Source organism: Nocardia asteroides (assembly GCF_900637185.1).
Taxonomy (GTDB): Bacteria; Actinomycetota; Actinomycetes; order Mycobacteriales; family Mycobacteriaceae; genus Nocardia; species Nocardia asteroides.
The window spans coordinates 3334063-3355330 of sequence record NZ_LR134352.1; the positions used below are offsets into that span (position 1 = coordinate 3334063).

The 21268-nt window shown below is 71.3% G+C and carries 17 protein-coding genes; 8 read left to right on the forward strand and 9 right to left on the reverse strand.

Annotated features, from left to right (window positions below; translation table 11 throughout):
- Positions 1 to 45: 45 nt before the first annotated feature.
- The 3 genes from EL493_RS32370 to EL493_RS15685 all read left to right on the forward strand — a co-directional run bounded on the left by EL493_RS32370 (position 46) and on the right by EL493_RS15685 (position 2495).
- Positions 46 to 399 carry a DUF779 domain-containing protein gene (locus EL493_RS32370; RefSeq protein WP_019046575.1) on the forward strand — a complete coding sequence of 118 codons (354 nt, stop codon included), beginning with the start codon at positions 46 to 48 and terminating at the stop codon, positions 397 to 399.
- 49 nt (positions 400 to 448) lie between these two features.
- Positions 449 to 1114: a hypothetical protein gene (locus EL493_RS15680; RefSeq protein ID WP_019046576.1), complete on the forward strand. Its 666-nt coding sequence runs from the start codon at positions 449 to 451 to the stop codon at positions 1112 to 1114.
- A gap of 145 nt (positions 1115 to 1259) precedes the next feature.
- On the forward strand, positions 1260 to 2495 hold the full coding sequence (locus EL493_RS15685; RefSeq protein ID WP_030203174.1) for a cytochrome P450 family protein: 1236 nt from the start codon (positions 1260 to 1262) through the stop codon (positions 2493 to 2495).
- 41 nt (positions 2496 to 2536) lie between these two features.
- Here EL493_RS15685 and EL493_RS15690 read toward each other — a convergent pair whose 3' ends face one another.
- From EL493_RS15690 to EL493_RS15705, 4 genes are all read right to left on the reverse strand, one after another.
- The gene (locus EL493_RS15690) at positions 2537 to 3754 is read right to left on the reverse strand and encodes a cytochrome P450 (protein WP_019046578.1); all 1218 of its coding nucleotides are present in this window, start codon (positions 3752 to 3754) and stop codon (positions 2537 to 2539) included.
- Between the two features lie 86 nt (positions 3755 to 3840).
- Positions 3841 to 4260, reverse strand: coding sequence for a roadblock/LC7 domain-containing protein (locus EL493_RS15695; RefSeq protein WP_019046579.1), 420 nt, complete (start codon positions 4258 to 4260; stop codon positions 3841 to 3843).
- Positions 4257 to 5675, reverse strand: coding sequence for an ATP-binding protein (locus tag EL493_RS15700; RefSeq protein ID WP_019046580.1), 1419 nt, complete (start codon positions 5673 to 5675; stop codon positions 4257 to 4259). The genes EL493_RS15695 and EL493_RS15700 overlap by 4 nt, the downstream gene beginning before the upstream one ends.
- Before the next feature lie 235 nt (positions 5676 to 5910).
- Complete coding sequence (locus tag EL493_RS15705; RefSeq protein ID WP_019046581.1) at positions 5911 to 7629, reverse strand: FAD-dependent oxidoreductase; 1719 nt, start codon at positions 7627 to 7629, stop codon at positions 5911 to 5913.
- A 199-nt stretch (positions 7630 to 7828) separates the two neighbouring features.
- Here EL493_RS15705 and EL493_RS15710 point away from each other — a divergent pair, with 199 nt between their 5' ends.
- Together EL493_RS15710 and EL493_RS15715 are read left to right on the forward strand one after the other, a co-directional pair.
- Positions 7829 to 8503, forward strand: coding sequence for a TetR/AcrR family transcriptional regulator (locus EL493_RS15710; protein ID WP_019046582.1), 675 nt, complete (start codon positions 7829 to 7831; stop codon positions 8501 to 8503).
- Between the two features lie 10 nt (positions 8504 to 8513).
- On the forward strand, positions 8514 to 9893 hold the full coding sequence (locus EL493_RS15715) for an ABC1 kinase family protein (RefSeq protein ID WP_022565752.1): 1380 nt from the start codon (positions 8514 to 8516) through the stop codon (positions 9891 to 9893).
- A gap of 6 nt (positions 9894 to 9899) precedes the next feature.
- On the opposite strand, the gene EL493_RS15720 is transcribed toward EL493_RS15715, so the two are convergent.
- The gene (locus EL493_RS15720; protein WP_030203167.1) at positions 9900 to 10526 is read right to left on the reverse strand and encodes a TetR/AcrR family transcriptional regulator; all 627 of its coding nucleotides are present in this window, start codon (positions 10524 to 10526) and stop codon (positions 9900 to 9902) included.
- A gap of 106 nt (positions 10527 to 10632) precedes the next feature.
- Between EL493_RS15720 and EL493_RS15725 the strand changes: the two genes are divergently transcribed.
- Positions 10633 to 12555 (forward strand): acyl-CoA dehydrogenase, encoded by a 1923-nt coding sequence (locus EL493_RS15725; RefSeq protein ID WP_019046585.1) that lies wholly within the window; start codon positions 10633 to 10635, stop codon positions 12553 to 12555.
- Positions 12556 to 12668: 113 nt separating this feature from the next.
- Here EL493_RS15725 and EL493_RS15730 read toward each other — a convergent pair whose 3' ends face one another.
- Positions 12669 to 13895, reverse strand: coding sequence for a sensor domain-containing diguanylate cyclase (locus tag EL493_RS15730; RefSeq protein WP_019046586.1), 1227 nt, complete (start codon positions 13893 to 13895; stop codon positions 12669 to 12671).
- A gap of 256 nt (positions 13896 to 14151) precedes the next feature.
- Between EL493_RS15730 and EL493_RS15735 the strand changes: the two genes are divergently transcribed.
- The gene (locus EL493_RS15735) at positions 14152 to 14829 is read left to right on the forward strand and encodes a hypothetical protein (RefSeq protein ID WP_019046587.1); all 678 of its coding nucleotides are present in this window, start codon (positions 14152 to 14154) and stop codon (positions 14827 to 14829) included.
- Here EL493_RS15735 and EL493_RS15740 read toward each other — a convergent pair.
- Positions 14796 to 16022, reverse strand: a complete 1227-nt coding sequence (locus EL493_RS15740; protein ID WP_019046588.1) for a PucR family transcriptional regulator — start codon at positions 16020 to 16022, stop codon at positions 14796 to 14798. The genes EL493_RS15735 and EL493_RS15740 overlap by 34 nt on opposite strands.
- Before the next feature lie 329 nt (positions 16023 to 16351).
- Here EL493_RS15740 and EL493_RS15745 point away from each other — a divergent pair, with 329 nt between their 5' ends.
- Positions 16352 to 17443 carry an alpha/beta hydrolase gene (locus tag EL493_RS15745; protein ID WP_019046589.1) on the forward strand — a complete coding sequence of 364 codons (1092 nt, stop codon included), beginning with the start codon at positions 16352 to 16354 and terminating at the stop codon, positions 17441 to 17443.
- A 1-nt stretch (position 17444) separates the two neighbouring features.
- On the opposite strand, the gene EL493_RS15750 is transcribed toward EL493_RS15745, so the two are convergent.
- Both EL493_RS15750 and EL493_RS15755 read right to left on the reverse strand, forming a co-directional pair.
- Positions 17445 to 19013, reverse strand: a complete 1569-nt coding sequence (locus EL493_RS15750; protein ID WP_022565753.1) for a glycosyltransferase family 39 protein — start codon at positions 19011 to 19013, stop codon at positions 17445 to 17447.
- The gene (locus EL493_RS15755) at positions 19010 to 21169 is read right to left on the reverse strand and encodes an MMPL family transporter (RefSeq protein WP_019046591.1); all 2160 of its coding nucleotides are present in this window, start codon (positions 21167 to 21169) and stop codon (positions 19010 to 19012) included. The genes EL493_RS15750 and EL493_RS15755 overlap by 4 nt, the downstream gene beginning before the upstream one ends.
- Positions 21170 to 21268 lie beyond the last annotated feature (99 nt).

The window sequence follows — 21268 nt, forward strand, 5'->3', positions numbered from 1 at the left end:
GATCGACAACCCCACCTCCGGCCGCCGAGCCATCGTCACCGTGCGGTGGAAGCCGGCGACGACGCCAGGCACGTGCTGCAACTGCTCATCGCGATGCACGGGCCGGTCGTGCTGTACCTGGCGCCGGACTCCGACGGCCACACCCCGATCTGTGTGCGCCGCGCCGATTTCCAGGCCGAGCCGGGGGACGTGCTGGCCGGGCGGACCGCCTGGCACACCGAATTCTGGATGGCCGAACGCTTCGGTGCCGGGCTCGAGGACATCGATGTCGGCATCGATGTGCGCAGCGTGCCCGCCGCCGATCGTCGCTCGTCGTCGCTGGAGAGCTCCTGCGGGTTCCGGTTCACCCTGCGGGTTCATCGCGCCGAGGACGCCCAGCTCGTGGAGGAGGCCTCCTAGACCGACCGGGCCACGGGGGGTTGTCGGTGGGTGCGGATAACCTGCCGGGATGGTCGGATTGGACCCGGCGCTACGCCGGTTGACACGCGATATCGGAAAGCTGTTGCAGCCCTACGGCTTCGACGGCGCCGATCCGCGCTGGGCGCGGGTGACGCCGGACGGGGTGGCCGTCGTCGGCCGCGACCGGATACAGCGCACCTGGACCGACGGGCAGCAGGTGGCGCGCTTCGGGCTGGCGGCCGCCGCCACTCCCATCGCCTGGTGGGAATTCCAGCAGTGGCGCGCCGCCCGGCACGGCCGTGCCCACCCGCCGCTCGCGGAAGCGACCGGGCCCGGGCTCGTCGAAACGCGCGAGATCGGCGCAGAGGGCGCCGAATCATGGTCTCTGGGAACAGATCCGGCGCAGGAAGGGCAACAGGTACGGCAGGCCGATCTGGACGCGCTGCGGGCCGATCTGCCCCGTCGCGTGCACGCCTGCGCGCGCCGGGCACTGCGCCTGCTGGAGCCGGACCGCTACCTGGACGAGTTGCTGGCCGTGCCGGACCCGGATCTCGCGACCCGGGAAGCGATCGCGATCCTGCTGGCCGCGCAGGGGCAGGGGCCACGCCTGGACGAGGCGCTGGAGCGGCTGCGCGCGGGTGCGGCCGACAGCGCGGCGGTGACCGCCGCGGCCGATGTCGTCGCCTACGTGCGGGACCGGGCGCCGGTCGCTTGACCCGTCGGGTCGCGTCCGGACTCCCTGCGACGGCGGAGTGTGACCGGTACCATCGCTGGGCGGGTCGGAAGATCCAGTCCAGCAGTATGTTTCGATTCGGCCGCCGGTGCTGGGGTCGGGGAAACACCCGGTGATCGAGAGGTTCATGGTGGAATCGGTAACGAGTCGGTTGGTAATCGATACGACGGGGAAGGACATCCAGGGCGAGATCGCCCGCATCCGGGAACAGGGGCCCGCCGCGCTGGTGGAACTGCCCGGTGGCGTGCAGGCGTGGTCGATCACCGACGCGGCCCTGCTGGAGAAACTGCTGATCGACCCCCGGGTCTCCAAGGACGCCGCCCAGCACTGGCCGCCGTTCGTCGCGGGGGAGATCCCGCCGGACTGGCCGCTGTACCTGTGGGTGGCGGTGGCCAACATGTTCACCGCCTACGGCGCCGACCACCGCAGACTACGCAGGCTGGTGGCGCCCGCGTTCACCGCGCGCCGCACCGAGGCCATGCGCGCCCAGGTGGAGCGGATCACCGCCGACCTGCTGGACGCACTGGAGCGCACCCCGGCGGGGGAGGCCGTCGACCTGCGCGAGCTGTTCGCCTATCCGCTGCCGATCCAGGTCATCTCCGAGCTGATGGGCGTGCCCGAATCGCTCGGCCCCGGCCTGCGCACCTGTGTCGACGGCATCTTCGACACCACCCTCACCCCGGAGCAGTCGCAGGCGAACTACCTGGAGATGTACCGGATCCTGGGCGAACTGGTCGCGCTGCGCCGCGAACAGCCCGGTGACGACATGACCAGCCTGCTGATCTCCCAGCGCGACGAGGACGAGGGCGGCACGCTCACCGAGGAAGAGCTCATCGGCACCCTGCTGCTGGTGATCTCGGCCGGGCACGAGACCACCGTCAACCTGCTCGACCAGGCCATCACCGCGCTGCTGACCCGGCCCGCCGTGCTGGACCAGGTGCGTTCGGGCGCGATCACCTGGGCCGACCTGGTCGAGGAGACGTTGCGTTTCGAGTCGCCGGTGGCGCATCTGCCGCTGCGGTACGCGGTGTCCGACATCGAGATCGACGGCGTCCGCATCGCGCAGGGCGAGGCGATCCTGGCCAGTTACGCGGGCACCAGCCGCGATCCGAAACTGCACGGCGAGACCGCCGACGAGTTCGATCCCACCCGGGCGAACAAGTCGCACATGGCCTTCGGGTACGGCGCGCACCACTGCCTCGGCGCTCCGCTGGCCCGGCTCGAGGCCCTGGTCTCGCTGCCCGCGCTGTTCGAGCGCTTCCCGGCGATGAGCTTCGCGGTGCCCGAGTCCGAACTGGGCTCGGTGCCCAGCTTCATCTCCAACGGCCACCAGCACCTGCCGGTTCACCTGCGCGGCGCGTGACCGGACGCGGTCCCTGCTCGGCGGAGCAGGGACCGCATGGTTCAGCGGGTCGGCATCGCCAGCGGCGGTGTCTTCGGGAACCGCACCGGCAGCGCGGCCAGCGCGCGGTGGAACGGGCCAGGGCGCCAGACCAATTCGGCCTCCGGCACCGCCAGCTCCAGTTCCGGCAGCGCGTCGAGCAGCTGGTCGATCACCTCCTGGGCGATCAGGTAGGCGGGCGACTTCGCCGGGCAGCCGTGCGGGCCCGTGCTCCAGGCCAGGTGCGCGCGATTGTCCAGGAAGTCGCCGGAGCCGATCGTGGGATCGTTGTTGCAGGCCGCCATGCTGATCAGCACCGGCTGGTTCGCGGGCAGCCACACATCGTCGACCAGGATCGGCTGGCGTGGATACGTGGTGCAGAAGTTGGCCATCGGCGGGTCGGTGTAGAGCACCTCGTCGAGGGCGTCGCGGGTGGACAGGCTGCCACCGAGCAGGCTGCCCGCGAAACGATGGTCGGTGAGCATCAGCCGGACCGTGTTGAGGATCAGGTTGAGCGTGGGCTCGATTCCGGCGCCGTACATGGTGAGCAGCTGATTCATCAGCTCCTCGTCGCCGAGCTGCTGGGGGTGCTGCACCAGCCGGGTGGTGACGTCGTCGCCCGGGGCCTGCCGCTTGAGCGCGACCAGGTCGTAGAGCGCGGTCTCGAGCATCTGCGCGCCCCGCACCGCGGTGTCGCCGCCCTCGAACATCTGCGCCATGCCGGTGGCGACCCGGCCGCCGATCTCGTCGGGCACCCCGAGCATGGCGTTGATGGTCGCGAAGATCACCGGAAAGGCGTACTGGCTCAGCAGATCCGCGGTGCCGTCGGTGCAGAACCCGTTGATCACCGGCATGGCGATCTGCTCCACCGTGCGGTGCAGCCGGTACAGGTCGACACCGGCGAGGCCCGCCACGGTGACCTGACGGTAGCGCATGTGCTCGGTCCCGCTGGTGCGGATCGCGTTGGGGCGGTAGCACATCATCGGCAGCACGGGGCAGTCGGCGGGAATGTCGCGCTGCCACATGCGCGGATCGGCGGGGAAGTGGTCGGGGTCGTTGAGGATCTGCACGGCGGTGCGGTAGCCGATCACCAGGGTCGCGGGGACACCGGGGACCAGGTCGACCGGGACCAGCGAGCCGTAGCGGTGCCGCATGTCGCGGTAGGCGCTCTGCGGGTCGGCGGCGAACTGCTCCGAGTACAGCGGCACCCGTTCCTGCCCGTCCCGGGAATCCGGTGACACGGGGCAACGCGTGGGTTCGAGATCGAGCGGGACATCCAGTGGCACTGCGTGTTCTCCTCTCGGTACGGACAGGGCGTCGGCGATGTTCACGCGTGGTTCCGGTCGCCGCGGCGCGGTGCCGTCCCGAGTTCGCGTCCCACCCGCGCGGCCAGTTCGTTCATCCGGTGCGCGACCAGGGCGACGTCGACGTCACTGGTGGTCGCGACCCCGAGCAGGCTGCTCGGGCCGGCCGCGGTGATCAGCACCATGCCGTCGTCGTATTCGGTCATGTTCTGGCGCACCGCGTTTCCGGGCGCGCCGCAGAACTCGCCGAGCGCCTTGCCCAGCGACCGCAGACCCGAGGCGGCGGCGGCGAAGCGCTCGGCGTCGTCGCGGGAGATGCCCGCGGAGTGGGCCAGCCGCAGGCCGTCGTCGGAGAGCAGGACCGCGAAGCGGACTCCGGCCAGGTCGAGGTCGTCGAGCAACCAGGCGAGGCGATTGGCGCTGTCGGCGATCGGAGTGCTCATCGGATGTCCTGTCCTTCCGTCGAATGCGCGGCCGCGGCGCGACCGTGCCGGGAACCGCTGTGCCAGGCGGCGGCGAGTTCGGGCCTGCCCGGTTGTTCGGCGGTGTCCGCGCGGTCGTCGGCCGGGGCCACCTGCCGACGTCTGCGCTTGGGGAGCCCGCCGGTGGTGCGGTCGAACTCGGCGGGATCGGGGTCGGGCTCGGCGAGGGCGATCGCGGGCCGGTGCCTGCCGGTCGTCTCCGCGGCCACGGGCTCGGCCGGGAGCAGTTCGCGCGCGGGCGGTTCCGCGGCCGGGAGCTCCGGCTCGGGGGCGACCGGTTCGGTCGTCGCGACCAGCAGCGCGGCCGGGATGAAGACCATCGCCCTGGTACCGCCGTAGATGTTGGGTCCGTCGACATAGGCGGCGAACCCGTAGCGGCGGGCCAGCGCCGCGACACCGGGGAAGCCCACCCGGGGCGAGGGGCCCAGCGTGTTGATGTCCACCGCGCGTTCGCCGGACAGGATCTGGCGCGCCTCCTCCATCTGCTCCTGGCTCATGCGCACGCCCGCGTCGTCGATGATCAGGGTGACGCCGTGATGGCCTTGCTGAAAGGAGATGTCGACGAACGAGGACGGCGGCGAGTAGCGCAGCGCGTTGTCGAGCAGGGTGGCCACGGTGTGCACCAGCGGCTCGACCGCCCGGCTGACGACGACCTGTTCGCAATGGCCCACCTGGACGCGCAGGTAGTCGCGCACCCGGCTGGTGGCGCCGCGGACCACCTCGCCCACGGTCTGCTGCGGCCAGCGCCTGCCCGGCAGGCCGCCGGAGACGATCACATAGGACTGGGCCTGCCGGATCATCTGCTGCACCGTGTGGTCGATCCGGCTGAGCACGGCGTAGACCTCGTCGTTGCGGTTCTCCCGCAGCGCGGTGCTCACCACCTGCCCGACGTCGGCGCCCAGGCTCACCACGGTGGTGCCGAACGCGCGCACCGCGCTGTTGGTCGCGGCCCGCGCGTCGGCGGCCACCTGGGCGCGCGCGGCCGCTTCGGCGGCCTCGATCTGCGCGGCGGCCCGCTCCGCGCAGGCGGCCTCGGTCGCGAGTTCGGTCTCGTGCCGGAGCTGGCTCAGGTCGGCGGCGTGGGTCAGCGCGATCCGGGCGACCTTCTGCGCGAACGGTGAATCCTGCAGGACGGCGGGCACTTCCGCGGTGATCTCGGGTTCCAGGTGCTGGCGGACCGCGTCACTGATCCGGGGCAGGGTGAGCTCGGTGAGCCGGGTCATCGCCTCCTCGGTGGCGTAGAGCGCGCGCTCGGCCCGATCCAGGCGCCTGCGCAGCCGGCGTTCGTTGCGCAGCGCCAGCACCGCGACCGTGACCGCGCCCAGCAGGACGAGAGTGGCGATACAGAACAGGAAGACCGCGAGTGTCGGCGTCATCGGTTCCTTCGTCGTCACCGACCGAAGAACCATGTGGCCGGCACCCCGCCGGTCCCTCCGACGAGCCGCGTCACCGGGTCCGATATTCGAAGTGGTTGTACCGCTGCACCATTCGAGACGAACGTGTCCGAGCCCGGTTCCTGCCCGAGCTCGCTAACCTGCGCTATCCGGCGATCCCGGACACCCTAGCAGTGCCCGCGCCGCCGCGTCGAAAGAGCTTGGTGTGGGCCGCTATTCACCCGGCCGGCCAGATCGGCAGGCGCAGCGCGCCCGGGGCGGCGGCGGGGACCACCGGGTTCCGGGGCGCCACCGGCGCGATCCGGCGGTACGGGTCACCGGCGGCCGGGCGCGGATCGGCCTCACCCTTGTTGGGCCACAGCGAGGCCGCCCGCTCGGCCTGGGCGGCGATGGTGAGCGAGGGGTTGACCCCCAGATTGGCGGAGATGGCCGACCCGTCGACGATGCTCAGGCTCGGGTAGCCGTGCACCCGGTGGAAGGGGTCGACCACCCCGGTGGTGGCGTCGGCGCCGATCACGCAGCCGCCGATGAAATGCGCGGTGACCGGCACGCCGAACACGTCGGGCCAGGTGCTGCCCGCGGTGGCGCCGAGCGCGTCGGCGACCCGGCGGGTGGCCTCGTGACCCGCCGGGATCCAGGCCGGATTGGGTTCGCCGTAGCCCTGTCGGCTGGTGAACCGGCGGCCGAACAGGCCGCGGCGGGTGTAGGTGGTGATCGAGTTGTCCAGGCTCTGCATCACCAGCAGGATCAGGGTCCGCTCGCTCCAGCGCCCGGTACGCAGCAGCCGGGGCGTCAGGATCGGATGCCGGGCCGCGGTGCCGAGCACGCGCAGCCACCGGGGCAGCCGGTGACCGCCGTCCACCAGATAGGTCTGCAGCAGGCCCATGGCGTTGGAACCCTTGCCGTAGCGCACCGGCTCGATGTGGGTGTCGGGCGTCGGGTGGAACGAGGACGTGATCGCCACGCCCGCGGTGAGATCACGCTCGGGGTCCACGGTGGTGCGGCCCGCGCCGAGGATGGCTTCGGAGTTCGTGCGGGTCAGCACGCCCAGGCGATCCGAGAGGCCGGGCAGCACCCCGGTGTCGCGCATCCGGAACAGCAGGTTCTGGGTACCCCAGGTGCCCGCGGCCAGCACCACGTGCCGGGCCGACAGGGTGGCGCGCCGGGGTCGCGTCCACGCGCCGGTGCGCCGGGTGTCGACCAGCCAGCTGCCGTCCGGCTGCGGCCGGATCGCGGTCACCGTGGTCAGCGCCAGCACCTGGGCCCCGGCCCGTTCGGCGAGCCCGAGATAGTTCTTGACCAGCGTGTTCTTCGCGCCGTGGCGGCAGCCGGTCATGCATTCCCCGCACTCGACACAGCCGGTGCGCTCGGGACCGGCGCCGCCGAAGTACGGATCGGCGACCGTGCGTCCCGGTTCGCCGAAGTAGACGCCCACGGGGGTGGGGACGAAGGTGTCGCCGACGCCCATGTCCTCGGCCACCGCCCGGATGACGGTGTCGGCCGGGGTGAGGTGCGGATTGGTGACGACGCCGAGCATCCGCCGTGCCTGGTCGTAGTGCGGGCCGAGTTCGGCCGACCAGTCGGTGATGCCTGCCCACTGCCGGTCGCCGAAGAACGCCGGACCCGGCCGGTAGAGGGTGTTGGCGTAGTTCAGCGAGCCGCCGCCGACCCCGGCGCCGGCCAGGATGAAGCAGTCGCGCAACCGGTGGATGCGCTGGATCCCGAAGCAGCCCAGCCGCGGCGCCCACAGATAGCGGCGCAGATCCCAGTTCGTGGTGGCGAAGTCGGCGTCGGCGAAGCGGCGGCCCGCCTCCACGACGGTGACCCGGTATCCCTTCTCCACCAGCCGCAGCGCCGTGACGCTGCCGCCGAAACCGGAACCGACGACCAGCACATCCACATCGAACCGGCCGTCCTCGGCGCTCTGCTCCACCACGCCCCGACACTAGGAGCCCGGCGATCCGGTGACGCGGATCGTCACAGGTGGTTGGACGAACTCACCACACCGGCCCGCCGGTTCTGTCACGTGCAACAGTGCCGCCGTCATCGGCCCCGCGGACCCGGTCCGCGGGTGGCCGGGTTCTCCTATTGTGGGGAGCGCTGCAAGCTCACGGGCGCAATGTTTGGAGGTTCCGGTGCCGCCCAAGGCCACCTACCGACGGAAGCAGCCGAATCAGGCGCGACGCAGGCCCTCACAGGACCGGGCGAAGGAGACGCGGGATCACATCCTCGACACCGCGGCCGAGCTGTTCGGCTCGCACGGGGTCGCCCAGATCTCGACCAATCGCATCGCCGCCGAGGCCGGGGTCAGCATCGGCACGCTGTACCGCTACTTCGCCGACCGGTCGGTGATCGTCGACGAACTGCTCGACCGGCTGCTGGCGGACCTGGAACGCGGGTTCACCGCGCGGGCCTTCGAGTTCTCGGGGGCGCGGGTCGACGCGTCGGTCGAGTACTGCACCGGGATCGTCGGCGAGATCCTCGGCGTCTTCAGCGGCATCCTGACGGCCAACTCGGCGCTGCTGCGGGCGCTGATCGGGGGCGTGCAGTTCTACAGCACCGGGCTGCCGCAGTTCGAGCAGCGGCTGCGGTTGATCGTCAAGGTCGTGCTGATCCAGGGCCTCGGCCCGGCCGACGACCGCTACCTGGACACGGTCGCCTTCGTGTTCATCAATACCGGGTTCGCCGCCGTGGTCCGGGCCGCGGCCGAACAGGTGTCCGATGCCGAACGGGCCGACGCCATCGCGATGACCTCGCGCATGATGGGCACCTGGCTGGCAGCCGAAGTCGCGACGCGGTCGCCGGCGTAGAGGAGAGAACGTGGCAGACAAGCGGGTACCGACGGGCCGGGTGTCGCGGGGAACGCGGCTGGGCAGACTGGCCGCCGGGCAGGCGGCGCGCGGGGTGGGTACCCGGCTCGCGATGATCGGGCGCACCGAACAGGCGCGCTCGGTGCTGGCGCAGAAATCCTCGATGCGCACCGCCCAGCAGATCGTCACCGTGCTCGGTGGCATGAAGGGCGCGGCGATGAAACTGGGCCAGATGGCCACGGTCCTGGATCTGGAGCTGATCCCCGATCAGTACCGGGAGATGTTCCGGACCAAGCTGGCCGAACTGCTAGACAGCGCGCCGCAGGTGCCCTTCGCCGAGATGCGGGCCGTGATCGAGGGCGACCTGGGCCGGCTGACCACGGTGTTCGCCGAGTTCGATCCGGAACCGGTGGCCTCGGCGTCGATCGGGCAGGTCTACCGGGCGCGGTTGCACGACGGCCGGGTCGTCGCGGTGAAGGTGAAGTACCCCGGCGTCGACCGGGCGGTGCACGCCGACATGCGCAATCTGCAGTTCTTCAGCGGGCTGTGGAAGGCGTTCCTGCCCACCGCGGGCGACAGCGATGTGCTCGAGGAGATCGCCAGGAACATCACCGCCGAGCTGGACTACCGGCGCGAAGCGCGCAACCAGCACCGGGTCGCGCAGCGCTATCGCGATCATCCGCTGATCCTGGTCCCCGACAGCATCGGTGAGTTCTGCACCGACAACGTGCTGGTCACCGAGTTCGTGGAAGGCCGGTCGCTGCAGCAGATCCGGGACCTGCCCCCGGCCGAGCGCGATCGCATCGGCGAGCTGGTCTACCGCTTCTACATCTCGGGCATGTTCGTCGACGGCGAGTACTGCGCCGATCCGCATCCGGGCAACATCATCCTGGCCGACGACGGCCGGGTCGGGTTCGTCGACTTCGGGCTCTATCACCGGATCGATCGCGAGCACCTGGAGCTGGAGCGGCAGGTGCTGTGCGCGGCCGCCGACTACGACGCCGAGGAGGTGTACCGGTTGTGGGCCGGCCAGGGCATCGTCGACCGCGCCTCGGCGGTCGGCCCGCAGGAATGCCTCGAGTACGTGTGGTCGGTGACCGGCTGGCATCTGCTCGACGAGGACGTCACCGTCACCCCGGAGATCGCGACCAGCGCCGTCGTGCTCGCCACCGATCCGCGGGCCGCCGAGCACCGGCACGTGCGGCACCTGCTGTTGCCGCCCGAGCACGTGTTCTCCCGGCGCACCGACCTGTTCACGCTCACCGCGCTCGGCCAGATCGAGGCCACCAACAACTGGCACCGGCTGGCCAGGGAATGGCTCTACGGCGACCCGCCGGTCACCGAGATCGGCCGGCGGATCGCCGCGTGGACCGCGGCCGACGCCGGATAGCGGCGCTCAGGCGGCGCGCATGGCGCGATAGACCGCGGCCCCGACGAACTCGCCGAGGTCGTCGGGGTCCCATGCGGACCCGTCGGCGAACAGGGTGCGCACCGCGCCCTCGCCCGCCGAGACCCACAGCTCCACCAGGGCGGGGAGCTTGCGTTCGGCGTCGGTGACGCCCCAGGCGTGCAGGGTCGGGCGCAGCAGTTCGGTGCAGCGCGCGACCGCCAGGCTCCGGCCGCGCCCGAACGAGCCGGCGACCGCCGGATCGGGATTGCCGTAGAGCAGGCGCCAGGCCGAAGGACGGCCCGCCACCTTGTGCAGCAGGGCGCGGAAGCCCTCGACGAAGACCGTCTCGTCGGCGTCGGTCGTGCGCGGCGGGAGCACATCGAGCACACCCGAGATGAGGAAGGCCTCCTCGCGCTCGATCAGCGCGTCGATCAGCTGGACCCGGTCGGGGAAGCAGGCGTAGACGACGGGCCTGGTCACCGCCATGTGATCGGCCACGGCGCCCATGGTGACCGCCGCGATGCCCTCCTCGGCGGCGATGGACAGCGCGGCGTCGAGCACCTGCGGCCGCCGGCGCTCCGGCCCGAGATGTGCCGCTCGTGCTCGCCGCCGCACGGCCGAATCGCTACCCATCCGACCACGATAGCAACCCGGACCTACTTCCTACATGCTTGTAGAAAAATGCTACATTCATGTATGAAACGTCCGGCGTCGCCGGACACCCGGACGAGGAGCGACGATGCCTCAGGCCCTGTTCAACCCGAAGACCTGCGATTTCGCCCAGTTCGACACCGAGACCCGCAGGCTGCTGCGCGCGGTCGTCGACTGGTTCGAGCAGCGCGGCAAGACCCGGCTGATCCAGGACGACAACGAGCGCGTCTGGCCCGCGGATTTCCTGGACTTCGCCAAACGGGAACGGCTGTTCGCGACCTTCCTCACGCCGGCCGCGGAGGCGGGCGGCGACCCGGACAAGCGCTGGGACACCGCCCGCAACGCCATGCTGAGCCAGATCCTCGGCTTCTACGGGATGACCTACTGGTACGTCTGGCAGGTCACCATCCTCGGGCTCGGCCCGATCTGGCAGAGCGGCAACAGCGCCGCCAAGCGGAAGGCTGCCGCCCAGCTCGACTCCGGCGAGATCTTCGCCTTCGGCCTGTCGGAGAAGGAGCACGGCGCCGACGTGTACTCCACCGACATGATCGTCGACCCGCAGCCCGGCGGCGGCTACACCGCCACCGGCGGCAAGCACTACATCGGCAACGGCAACCTGGCCTCGATGGTCTCGGTGTTCGCCCGCCGCTCCGACAAGCCGATCATCGACAGTGCCAAGGCGCTGACCGCCAAGCCGACGACAGCCGATTACGAGGGGTATCTGTTCTTCGTCGCCGACAGCCAGCACGCGGCGTACAAGCTGCGCCGCAATGTGGTCAACAGCCAGATCTATGTCGCGGCCTTCGATCTGGACAACTATCCGGTCGCCGAGGAGGACATCCTGCACCGCGGCGAGGACGCCTTCCACGCGGCGATGAACACCGTGAACGTGGGCAAGTTCAACCTCGGGTTCGGCGCGGTGGGCGCCTGTGAGCACGCCTTCTACGAGGCGATCGACCACGCCGAGAACCGGATCCTGTTCGGGCATCGGGTGACCGAGTTCCCGCAGGTTCGCTCGCTGATCGCCGATTCCTACGCACGGATCGTGGCGATGAAGCTCTACAGCGAGCGCGCGATCGACTACATGCGCTCGGCCGCGCCGGACGATCGCCGCTACCTGCTGTTCAACGCCATCGAGAAGATGTCGGTGACCCGGCAGGGCCAGCGCGTCATCGAAGATCTCGCCGACGTGATCGCCGCGCGCGGCTTCGAGAACGACATGTACTTCCCGATCGCGATGACCGCCATGTTCGGCCTGCCCCGGCTCGAGGGCACCGTGCACGTGAACATGGCGCTGTCGCTGAAGTTCATGGCCAACTACATGTTCCATCCCGCCGACGCGGGACTGGCCGCGCTGCAGTCGATTCCGGGTGCGGCCGTCGCCCCGGCCGGTGCCGCGCGGGCGGTCACCGGCGCGCTGAGCTGGACCAGTCGCAAACTGGCGCCGCGCCTGGGCGCCGTCGTGAAGCCGCTGCGCGCCGAATTCGCCAGTGCCGGTTACGCTCCCGTGCCCACCCGGCGCGACGCCGCCGACGACGAGTTCCTGTTCCGGCAGGGCCCGAGCAGCGGGCTGGGGCGCATCCGGTTCGCCGACTGGCTGCCGGTGTTCGAGGACTTCCGGCAGGTGCCCAATGTCGCGGTGTTCCTCGAGCAGGTCCGCGCGCTGCAGGGGCTGCTGGCCGCCGCGGCGCCGACGCCCGCCCAGCGCGCCGACGTGGACTTCCTGTTCGCGGTGGGTGAGTTGTTCACCGCCGTGCCCTACGCTCAGCTGATCCTGGAGCAGGCGCGCATCGAGGGCACCGACCCGGCGGTGCTCGACCAGATCTTCGACGGATTCGTGCGCGCGTTCTCCGCGAACGCGGTGGCCCTGCACAACAAGCCGACCGCCACGCCGGCCCAGCAGCGCCGGGCACTGGACCTGGTGCGCAGGCCCGCGGTGGATCGGTCCCGGTTCGAGCGAGTGCTGGCCGAGGCGCGGGCGCAGGCCGGAGTGTATGCGATGAACCCCTAGGGTTCGGTTGAATTATGTTGCTGTGCAACATTATTGGTAGAGTTCCCGGCGGTGGTGTGGCGGACGGATCCCGCAGACCTGTTGCGCCGCACCACCTCTGGGGAGGCTGCTGATCAGGATCCGCTGGGTACCGGGTCCCAGCGGCGCAGGATCCAGCGATTCTTGCCCAGCCCCTTCGCCGCGTAGAGGCAGTTGTCGGCCGCGGTGAGCAGTTCCCGCGGCGTGCCGCCGGTCAGATGCGACACGATCGCACCGAGGCTGATGGTGATCCGGATATCGTGCTCGGCCACCCGGAAGGGCGCTGCCACGGCGGCGCGGAGCAGGTCGACGACACCCTCCACGCCCGCCTCGTCGGCGGGCGGGGGCAGCACCACGATGAACTCGTCGCCGCCGATCCGGGCCAGCAGATCGGTCTCGGGATCCAGGCACGCCTGCAGGCGCGCGGTGACCTCGATGAGCAGGCTGTCGCCCACGGTGTGGCCGTACGCGTCGTTGATGTCCTTGAAACCGTCCAGGTCCAGCGCGCAGATCGCGGCCCGGTCGGCCGGCCCGGCCTCGTCGATCAAGGCGTCGAGCCGGGCGCGCAGTTGCCTGCGGTTGGCCAGGGCGGTCAGCGGATCGTGGTGGGCCTGCCAGTGCAGCAGGTCGGTGGTGGTGCGGTGCTCGGTGGTGTCCTCGCCGAAACCGAGCAGGTAGAGGGTGCCGGAGGCGGAGACGCACCGGGTCACCGTCCAGGTCGCCCAGCCGTCGGTGCCGTCGGGGCGCTGGAACTCGCTCTCGATGCGGACCGTGCCGGTCTCGGAGCGTTCCAGCCCGCCGTGCACCATCTCCCTGGCGCTGTGCACGTCGATATCGGCCAGGTCGAATCCGGAGGTGCCCTGGAGTTCGGCCAGCGACTTGCCGGTGAGCCGTTCGAAGGCGGGATTGGCGTTGATGATGTTGCCGTTGGCGTCGCCGATGGAGATGGCGATGGAGGCGTGCCGGAAGGCCGCCTCCAGGCCCTCGGTGGCCGGTGCCGTCGCGGTGGCGGCGCGCGCGAAACCCTCGCCGAAGCCGCCCGCGACGGTGCCGAACGCCGCGGCATCGGCGCCCGCTGTCTCGCTCAGCTCCCGCAGCGGCGGCATGGACCGGGCGATGGCCGCCGGGTCGGTACAGCCGAGGCGGTAGAGGGCGGTGGCGGCCCCCACGGCGACCTCGGGATCCGGCGTCGGGGTCGCGAGGGTGGCGCGCAGCCGATCCGCCCAGGGTTCCAGGAACGACGCGAGCTGATCCGGCGCGACCGTGCCCGGAGCGAGATCGCGCAGCCGCGCCGCCCAGCGCGCGGCGATTCCGGGTGACATGTCGGCAGACCACCTCCTCGCCGCACGCTCTCGGCCACCAGCTACATGCAGGCAATCGAAACTACCACCCGGACGCGGACGCCCCGGTGGGATCGGGTGCGCGGTGCCGCCGGACAAACAGGCCCGCCGAATCGGCCCGTCGGGCTGTGAGTGCGCACAGCGTTGCGGCGTTGTGCGGGCGGGCGCGGGGGAGCGGGCCGATCGTGGGAGGGGCGGGCGACATGTCCGCGCACCATCGCAGTACTGGGGAATCGCAATGAACACACCGGGTGACGACCACCTCGAGACCACCGCGCAGGGCTGCGCGCCGCGTGTCGCGCGTCGCGACATCGACCTCTATGTCTGGTCGGAGGTGTCGCGAATCCACGAGAACTGGCTGGGCCGCGAGGTTTCCGCGTCGACGCCGGCGCGACGCCACGCGCGTGTCGACGCCGAGGCCGCCGACCTCACCGCCCGGATCCGCGCCGCCGAAGCCACCCTGCTCGCCGAGCTGCGCGCCACCTGGCGTGACCTGCACGGCACGCAGCTCCCGACCCCGGAGACGGTCGCCCGTTTGCGCCGGACCGCGCGCGAGGACGCGCGCCACGCGGTGCTGTGCGCTCACCTGTATTCGCGGGTGCCCGCCGAGCTGATCGCCGAACGCCGCGGGGCCGAGTACACCGCCGCCGAGCAGCGGCTGTTCGCGGCGGTCTTCACCGACCTGCAGCGCTGGCGCCGCCGGGCGGTCCGCCCGACGGCGCTGACCCGGTCGATCGTGGTGCGCACGTGGGGCACCGTCCGCTCCACCGAGTTCCTGGTGCTCGCGCACGCGCTGATCCAAGCCCGTATCGAGGACGGGCTACCCCTGCCGGTGACGCCGCTGGACCCGCTGGCGGCGGCACTGGCCGAGACGATCCGCGATCAGCTGGTCGCCGACGGGCTGCTGCCGGTCTGAGCCGACGGCCTGCCGGTGCGTGGCGGCCGGGTGTCGACACTGCGCGCGATCATCGCCGAGCGCAGCTGCCAGAGCCCGGACCCCTGCGTCGGGTCCAGCCCGGTGAGCTGGGCGACCCGGCGCAGCCGGTAGTCGACGGTGTTGGTGTGGATGTGCAGCAGCCGCGCCGTGTGCTGACGGTTCATGTTGTTGGCGATGTGCACCCGCAGCGTCTCGTACAGCTCGGGATGAGCGTCCAAGGGGCGCAGCAGTTCTCCCAGCGTCGCGCGGCCCGGTCCGGGGCGGGTCAGCTGGTATTCCAGGGCGAGATCGGTGAACCGGTAGAGACCGGGCGCCCAGTCGAGCCGCTCCACCATGTCCAGCAGTTCGTGGGCCCGCTGGGCCGCCGCCGGGATCTCCTCGGTGCGCGCGGGGACCAGGGCCGCGGTGATGTCGGCGCGGGCCGCGCGGGCGAGGGCGCCGACGAGCGCGTCGAGCTCGGCCTCGGGCGGGCGCTGGGCCGGGATCAGCAGGGTGCCGCCGTCGACCGAGAGCAGCGCGAGCGCCTGGTCACCGCAGTGCTGGGCCAGCGCGGCCTGCACGCGGCGCAGCGCGCGGCGGGCCACGACGGTGGCGTCCATCCGGGCGTCGCGCCCGTCGGGGTGCTCGTGGATCCACAGCGCCAGCACCGAATACGACTCGGCGACGACGATGCCGCGATCGCGGGCCAGGAGACCGGCGGGCGTGCCGGCCAGCAGCGCCGAGGCCACCGCGTGCACGGCGGTGTGCCGGGTGCCCGCGACCTCGCGGTGCTCGCGGATGTAGGCCTTGGTCGCGGTGGCGCACATCCGGTCGGAGGCGACCACGGCGCGGCGGAACTCGTCGCGCAGACCGGCGCGATCGCGCGGCACCGCGGTGCGGTCCAGCGCCTGGCGCAGTCCGTCGTGGATGGCGTGCAGCACGGTGTCGATCGGGATCTCGTCGTGGGCCCAGCCCGCGGCGGCGACGGCGAGCTGGTTCAGGACGGTGACCTCGTCGTCGCCGTCCAGCAGCGCGCGCACGGTGGCCAGGCACTGCCGCGATACGGCGGCGTGCTCGGCGGGCGGGGTCCGGCGGGCGGTGGTGTCGGCACGCCGGCCGACGAATTGTCCGGTGTGTGTCCGGGTCTCGCGCATCGGTCGCGCGGTCGCCGGGCGGTCCAGCTGGATCGTCATCGTTGACTCCTCCGTGTTCACTGTTGCCACGACTGTAGGTTGAGCGACTGCTCACCTTCTACTCCTCTTTGAAACCGTGCCCGGACTGCGGTTCTGAGCGTCTCACCTGCGGAAATGTGAATTCACTCGCGTGGATGCGCGGCGCGGGTGGACATTTCGGAAGGCGACGCTCAGTTTTTCGGCGGCGGCCGGGACTGTGCGGGGCACCAGCGCGTCCCCGGCCGTTCTGGGCGGTGCCCAGACTGCGCGGAAACCGTGCCGGGCGACCGGGTCCGGGGTCCTACCGTTGCGGCGAATCGCCGTTCTCGCAGCCGATGACGAGGTGCCGTATGGAGATCGAGATCGCCGCGCGACTGCGCGGCTGGGCGGCGCGGATGGTGGTGCCGCCGGTGGTCGCGGTGCTGGCCGTCGCCGGTGGCACCGCCGCCGCGGCGCCCGAGGACGACCCGGCCGCCCCCATGCCCACGCGCGCGGTGACCGACGCCCGGCCCGCCGCCAACGGGTCGCGGCTGGTGAGCGCGCGGCAAGGTCCGGGCAGGCTCGTCGACATCGCGGTGCACTCCGAGTCGATGAACCGGCCGATCACCGTGCAGGTGCTGCCCGCGCCGGACAGCTCGCGGCCCGCGCCCACGCTGTACCTGCTCAACGGTGTCGACGGCGGCACCGACACCGGCGACTGGACCGACGGCAGCAACTGGCTCACCAAGACCGACGTGCGCACCTTCTTCGCGGACAAGCAGGTCAATGTCGTGATGCCGGTCGGCGGCGGTGCGAGCTTCTATACCGATTGGCACAGCGACGATCCCCGGCTCGGGCGGCACCGCTGGACCACCTTCCTCACTCGCGAGCTGCCGCCGGTGCTCGACTCCGCGTTCCGCACCACGGGGGTGAACGCGGTGGCCGGGCTGTCGATGGCGAGCGCGGCGGTGTTCCAGCTGGCCATCGAGGCGCCGGGACTGTTCCGCGCGGTCGCCGCCTACAGCGGGTGCGTGCGCACCAGCGACGCGAGCGGGCAGGCGCTGGTCGACGCCGTGGTGATCGGGCGCCAGGGCAATCCGCTGAACATGTGGGGCCCGCCGAGCGATCCGCGCTGGCGCGCCAACGACCCCTACCTGCGGGCGGCCGAACTACGCGGCACCGAGGTCTATGTGGCCACCGGCAACGGCTGGCCCGGCTCGCTGGACACCCTGGACGGGCCGGATGTGCGGGGCAATCCGGTGAAGCTGGCCGACCAGCTGCTCATCGGCGGCGTCCTGGACGCGGTGGCCTATCGCTGCACCCTGCAACTGCGAGACCGGTTGCGGGAGCTCGACATTCCGGCGACCTTCGACCTGCGTCCCAGCGGCACCCATTCCTGGGGCTACTGGGAGCAGGACCTGCACCGCTCGTGGCCGATGCTGGCGGCGGCGCTCACCCGGTGAGTCACCGCGCCGGTCGCGCGGTCCCGTCGACGAACCCGAGCGTGCGCAGTGCCGGCCACAGCGCCGCCCAGGTGACGTGCGGTGTGCGGCACAGCCACACCCCGACAGCGCGATTCACCCCGGGGTGGCCGAGTGGTTCGTCGATCCGGGCGAGCATCGTGGTGTCCGCGCACGCGACGCCGAGCACCACCCCCGGGTGGTCCACGCCGACGTACAGGACGGCGCCGGTGTCGTCCGGCGGCGCGGCGAAATAGCCGTACCCGCGATTCGGGCTGTACACGGCGGGCAGGCCCCGCGCGGGGCCGAAGTACTCCAAAGCCGCTGCCTGCCAATAGTTCTGGGTGACCAGGACGAGCCCGTTTCGGCCCTCGGCCGGCAGTGCGCGGTACGCGCCGTCCACCGTGGACACCAGTTCGGACCAGCCGCCCTGGCCGAAATACTTGCTGCGCGCGTCGTTGTCGGCGTAGTCGTCGGTGGGCCGGGTCAGCCGGGACTGCGGCAGCGGCAGCGCCAGGACCAGGACCAGGCAGGTCGCGGCGGCGATGCCGGTGAGCAGTCCGCCCGCGATCCGGCCGCGCCGGGCGAGCCCGACTTCGGTCAGATGGACCGCGCCCGCGGCGAAGAGTCCGGGAAACGCGCCCGCCACGAAGTAGGGCCGCAGCCCGCCGAGCGCCACCCCGCCCAGCCCGAGCGCGATCATCGGGATCAGGAAGTAGTAGGGCCGCAGGCGTGGCGAGCGCAGCCCACCCCACATCCCCACCAGCAGCAGCACGCCCAGGGCACCCGTGATCTGGATCATCGTCCACGGCACCATGATCGGGCTCGCGGTGGCGAGCTGTTCGGCGCGCACGACGGCACCCATCGACACCTGCGGCCAGCCGCGCTCGTGCTGCCACCACAGCACCGGAACGGCCGCGCCCAGCAGTAGCGCGGACCCGAGCCACCAGGCCGGGCGGCGCAACATCGCGCGCGGACCGAACAGCAGCACGCCGAGGGTCAGGCCCGCCCACACGATCGGGATCAGCCATTTGACGTGGAAGTCCAGCGCCGCCACCAGCCCGGCCGCCACCAGCAGCGAATCGGCGCGGGTCCGCACCCACCGGATCAGCAGCCACGCGACCACGGCCGTGAGGGTGACGTCGAGGGCGAAGGTGCTGAGCATCGCCGACTGCATCACGGCCAGCGGCGTGGTCGCGTAGGCGAGCGCCGCCACCGTCTGCGGCAGTCTGCCGCCACCGAACTCCCGGGCGAGCACGGCACTGAGCACCACCGCCGCCAGCGTGCACAGCACCGCGGGCAGGCGCAGCATCGTGGTCGATCCGGGAGCGAGGTGATCGGCCAGCGCGGCCAGCAGCGGAACCACCGCGCCCTGATCGGCGTAGCTCACCGAGGGGCGGTGCCCCGCGGCGACGAAATACAGTTCGTCGCCACCGATCCGGTAGCGGTCCAGCCGCAGCAGGAACAGCGTGGCCGCGACCGCGACGACGACCGTCACCTCCCGCCAGGCGAACGGTGGCAGTTCGGCGGGCGGGGCCGGACGCACGTCCGGTACCGGGGCTCGGTGGGTCATGGCGTCTCCGGGAGGTGTCGGGTGCGGTGCAGACGGGTCAGCCACGCGGGCGCCCACCAGCAGGATTCGCCGAGCAGGGCCATGGTCGCCGGGACCAGCAGTACGCGCAGGACGGTGGCGTCGATCAGCAGCGCCGTGACGAGGCCGAAGGCGATGTACTGCATCATCAGCAGGTCCGACCAGGCGAAGGCGCCGGTGACGACCAGCAGGATCAGCGCGGCCGCGGTGATGATCCGGCCGGTGCGGGCCACGCCGTCGCGCGCGGCCGCCGTGGTGGTGGCGCCGTGCGCGCGGGCCTCGACGATGCGCGACAGCAGGAACACCTCGTAGTCGGTGGACAGGCCGTAGATCACCGACACGATCACCACCAGGATCAGCGCCATGATCGGTTGCGGGGTGAAACCGATCAGCTCCGCGCCGTGCCCGCCGACGAAGATCCAGGTGAGGATGCCGAGGGTGGCGCCGAGTCCGAGCAGATTGAGCGCGGCGGCCTGCAACGGCAGGATCAGCGATCCGAAGGTGAGCGCGAGCAGCACGGTGGTGGCGAGGAAGACCAGCGCGATCATCCATGGCAACCGGGCGACCAGCGCGTCGATGCTGTCCTGCTCGACCGCGGGCTGACCGCCCACCAGCAGCGTCGTCCCGCCGGGTACCGGCATCGAGCGCAGGAAGTCGATGGTCGCCGCGGCGTCCGCGGACCGCGTGAGCACCGTCTGGGTGGTGAGCACCTGCGGCTGGAACGGCGAGCGCAACAGCGCGGGGAACGGCGCGGCCAGACCGGGCGCGGAATTGGCGGTAGCCAGCACGGTGTCGGCCGCCCGGGCGTCGAAGGTGACCACGACCAGATCGACCGGGTCGATCCGGCGCAGCGGGAACAGCGCGTCGAAATGCTGCTGCGCCACCCGTTGCGGATGCTGCGGCGGCAGGAACCGCTCACTGATCGAGCCGAAGGCCAGCTCCCGCATCGGCAGGATCAGCAGCAACAGGCCGATACAGATCGGAATCGCCACCGCGAGCGGTCGTTTCATCGCCGCCCCGGCGATCCGGCCCCACCGGTTCGCGGCCACCTGTTCCGGCGGGGGAACCCGGCGGAACCAGTCGACGCCGAACCGGTCGACCCGCCGTCCGAGTACCGCGAGCAGGGCGGGCAGCAGGGTGACCGAGGTCAGCGCGGCCAGGGAGATGGTGATGATGGCGCCGTAGGCGAACGAGCGCAGGAATCCCTGCGGGAACACCAGGATGGCCGCGGCCGCCACGGCGACGATGGTCGCCGAGAACAGCACGGTGCGTCCCGCCGTCGCCACCGCCCGGCGCACCGCCGCCTCGACCTCGTGCCCGGCGGCGAGCTCCTCCCGGAACCGGCTCAGCACGAACAGCCCGTAGTCGATGGCCAGGCCGAGCCCGATCATCGACACCACCGGGGAGACGAAGGAATTCACCTCGGTCACCAGGGTGAGCACACGCAGCAGCCCCCACGCGCCGAGCACGGTGAGCCCGCCGACGAGCAACGGCAGCGCCGCGGCCACGACCCCGCCGAAGAGGAAGAACAGCAGCACCGCCACCGCGGGCACCGCGATCAGCTCCACCCGCCGCTGATCGTGGGCCATGGTGTCGGTGAGGGCGGCGGCCACCGGCTGCCCGCCCGCGACCTCCACATCGAGACCGGGAAAGACCAATTCGTCCGCCACCGCGCGGTAATTCCGCAGCTGTGTCGTCGCGTCCGAACCGGCGACGGCGACGGAGGCGAACGCGTGCGCGCGGTCGGTGGAACCGAAGATATCCGGCAGCGCCAGGCCGGTGGCCGTCGGCCAATACGCGCCGTTGATCTTGGATATCCGGTCCGGAAACCGGTGCGGCAGGGCATCGAGCTGTGTGACCACCCGGCCGGCGAATTCCGGATCGTCGATCGTCTTTCCCGCCGGGGCGTGGAACAACAGAATGAGGTCGCCGCTGTGATCACGCCCGAACGTCCGGTCGCGTAATTCCGCCGCGCGCACCGATTCCGACGACGGATCGTCCCAGCCGGCAGAACTCAACCGCTCGCCGAGGCCGAGTCCGTACCCGCCCAGTGCGAGCAGACCGGCCACCGTCACCACGATCACCAGATAGCGGCGCCGCACCACCACCTCGGCCCACTGCGTCAACTCGGCGAACACGCACGCCTCCCACCTGTCGTCTGCGGCTGGGCGCACCGGATCACGGTGCGCGTCCAGGCGAAGATGGCAGCATCGGGGGCGCACCGCGACGGCGAAACG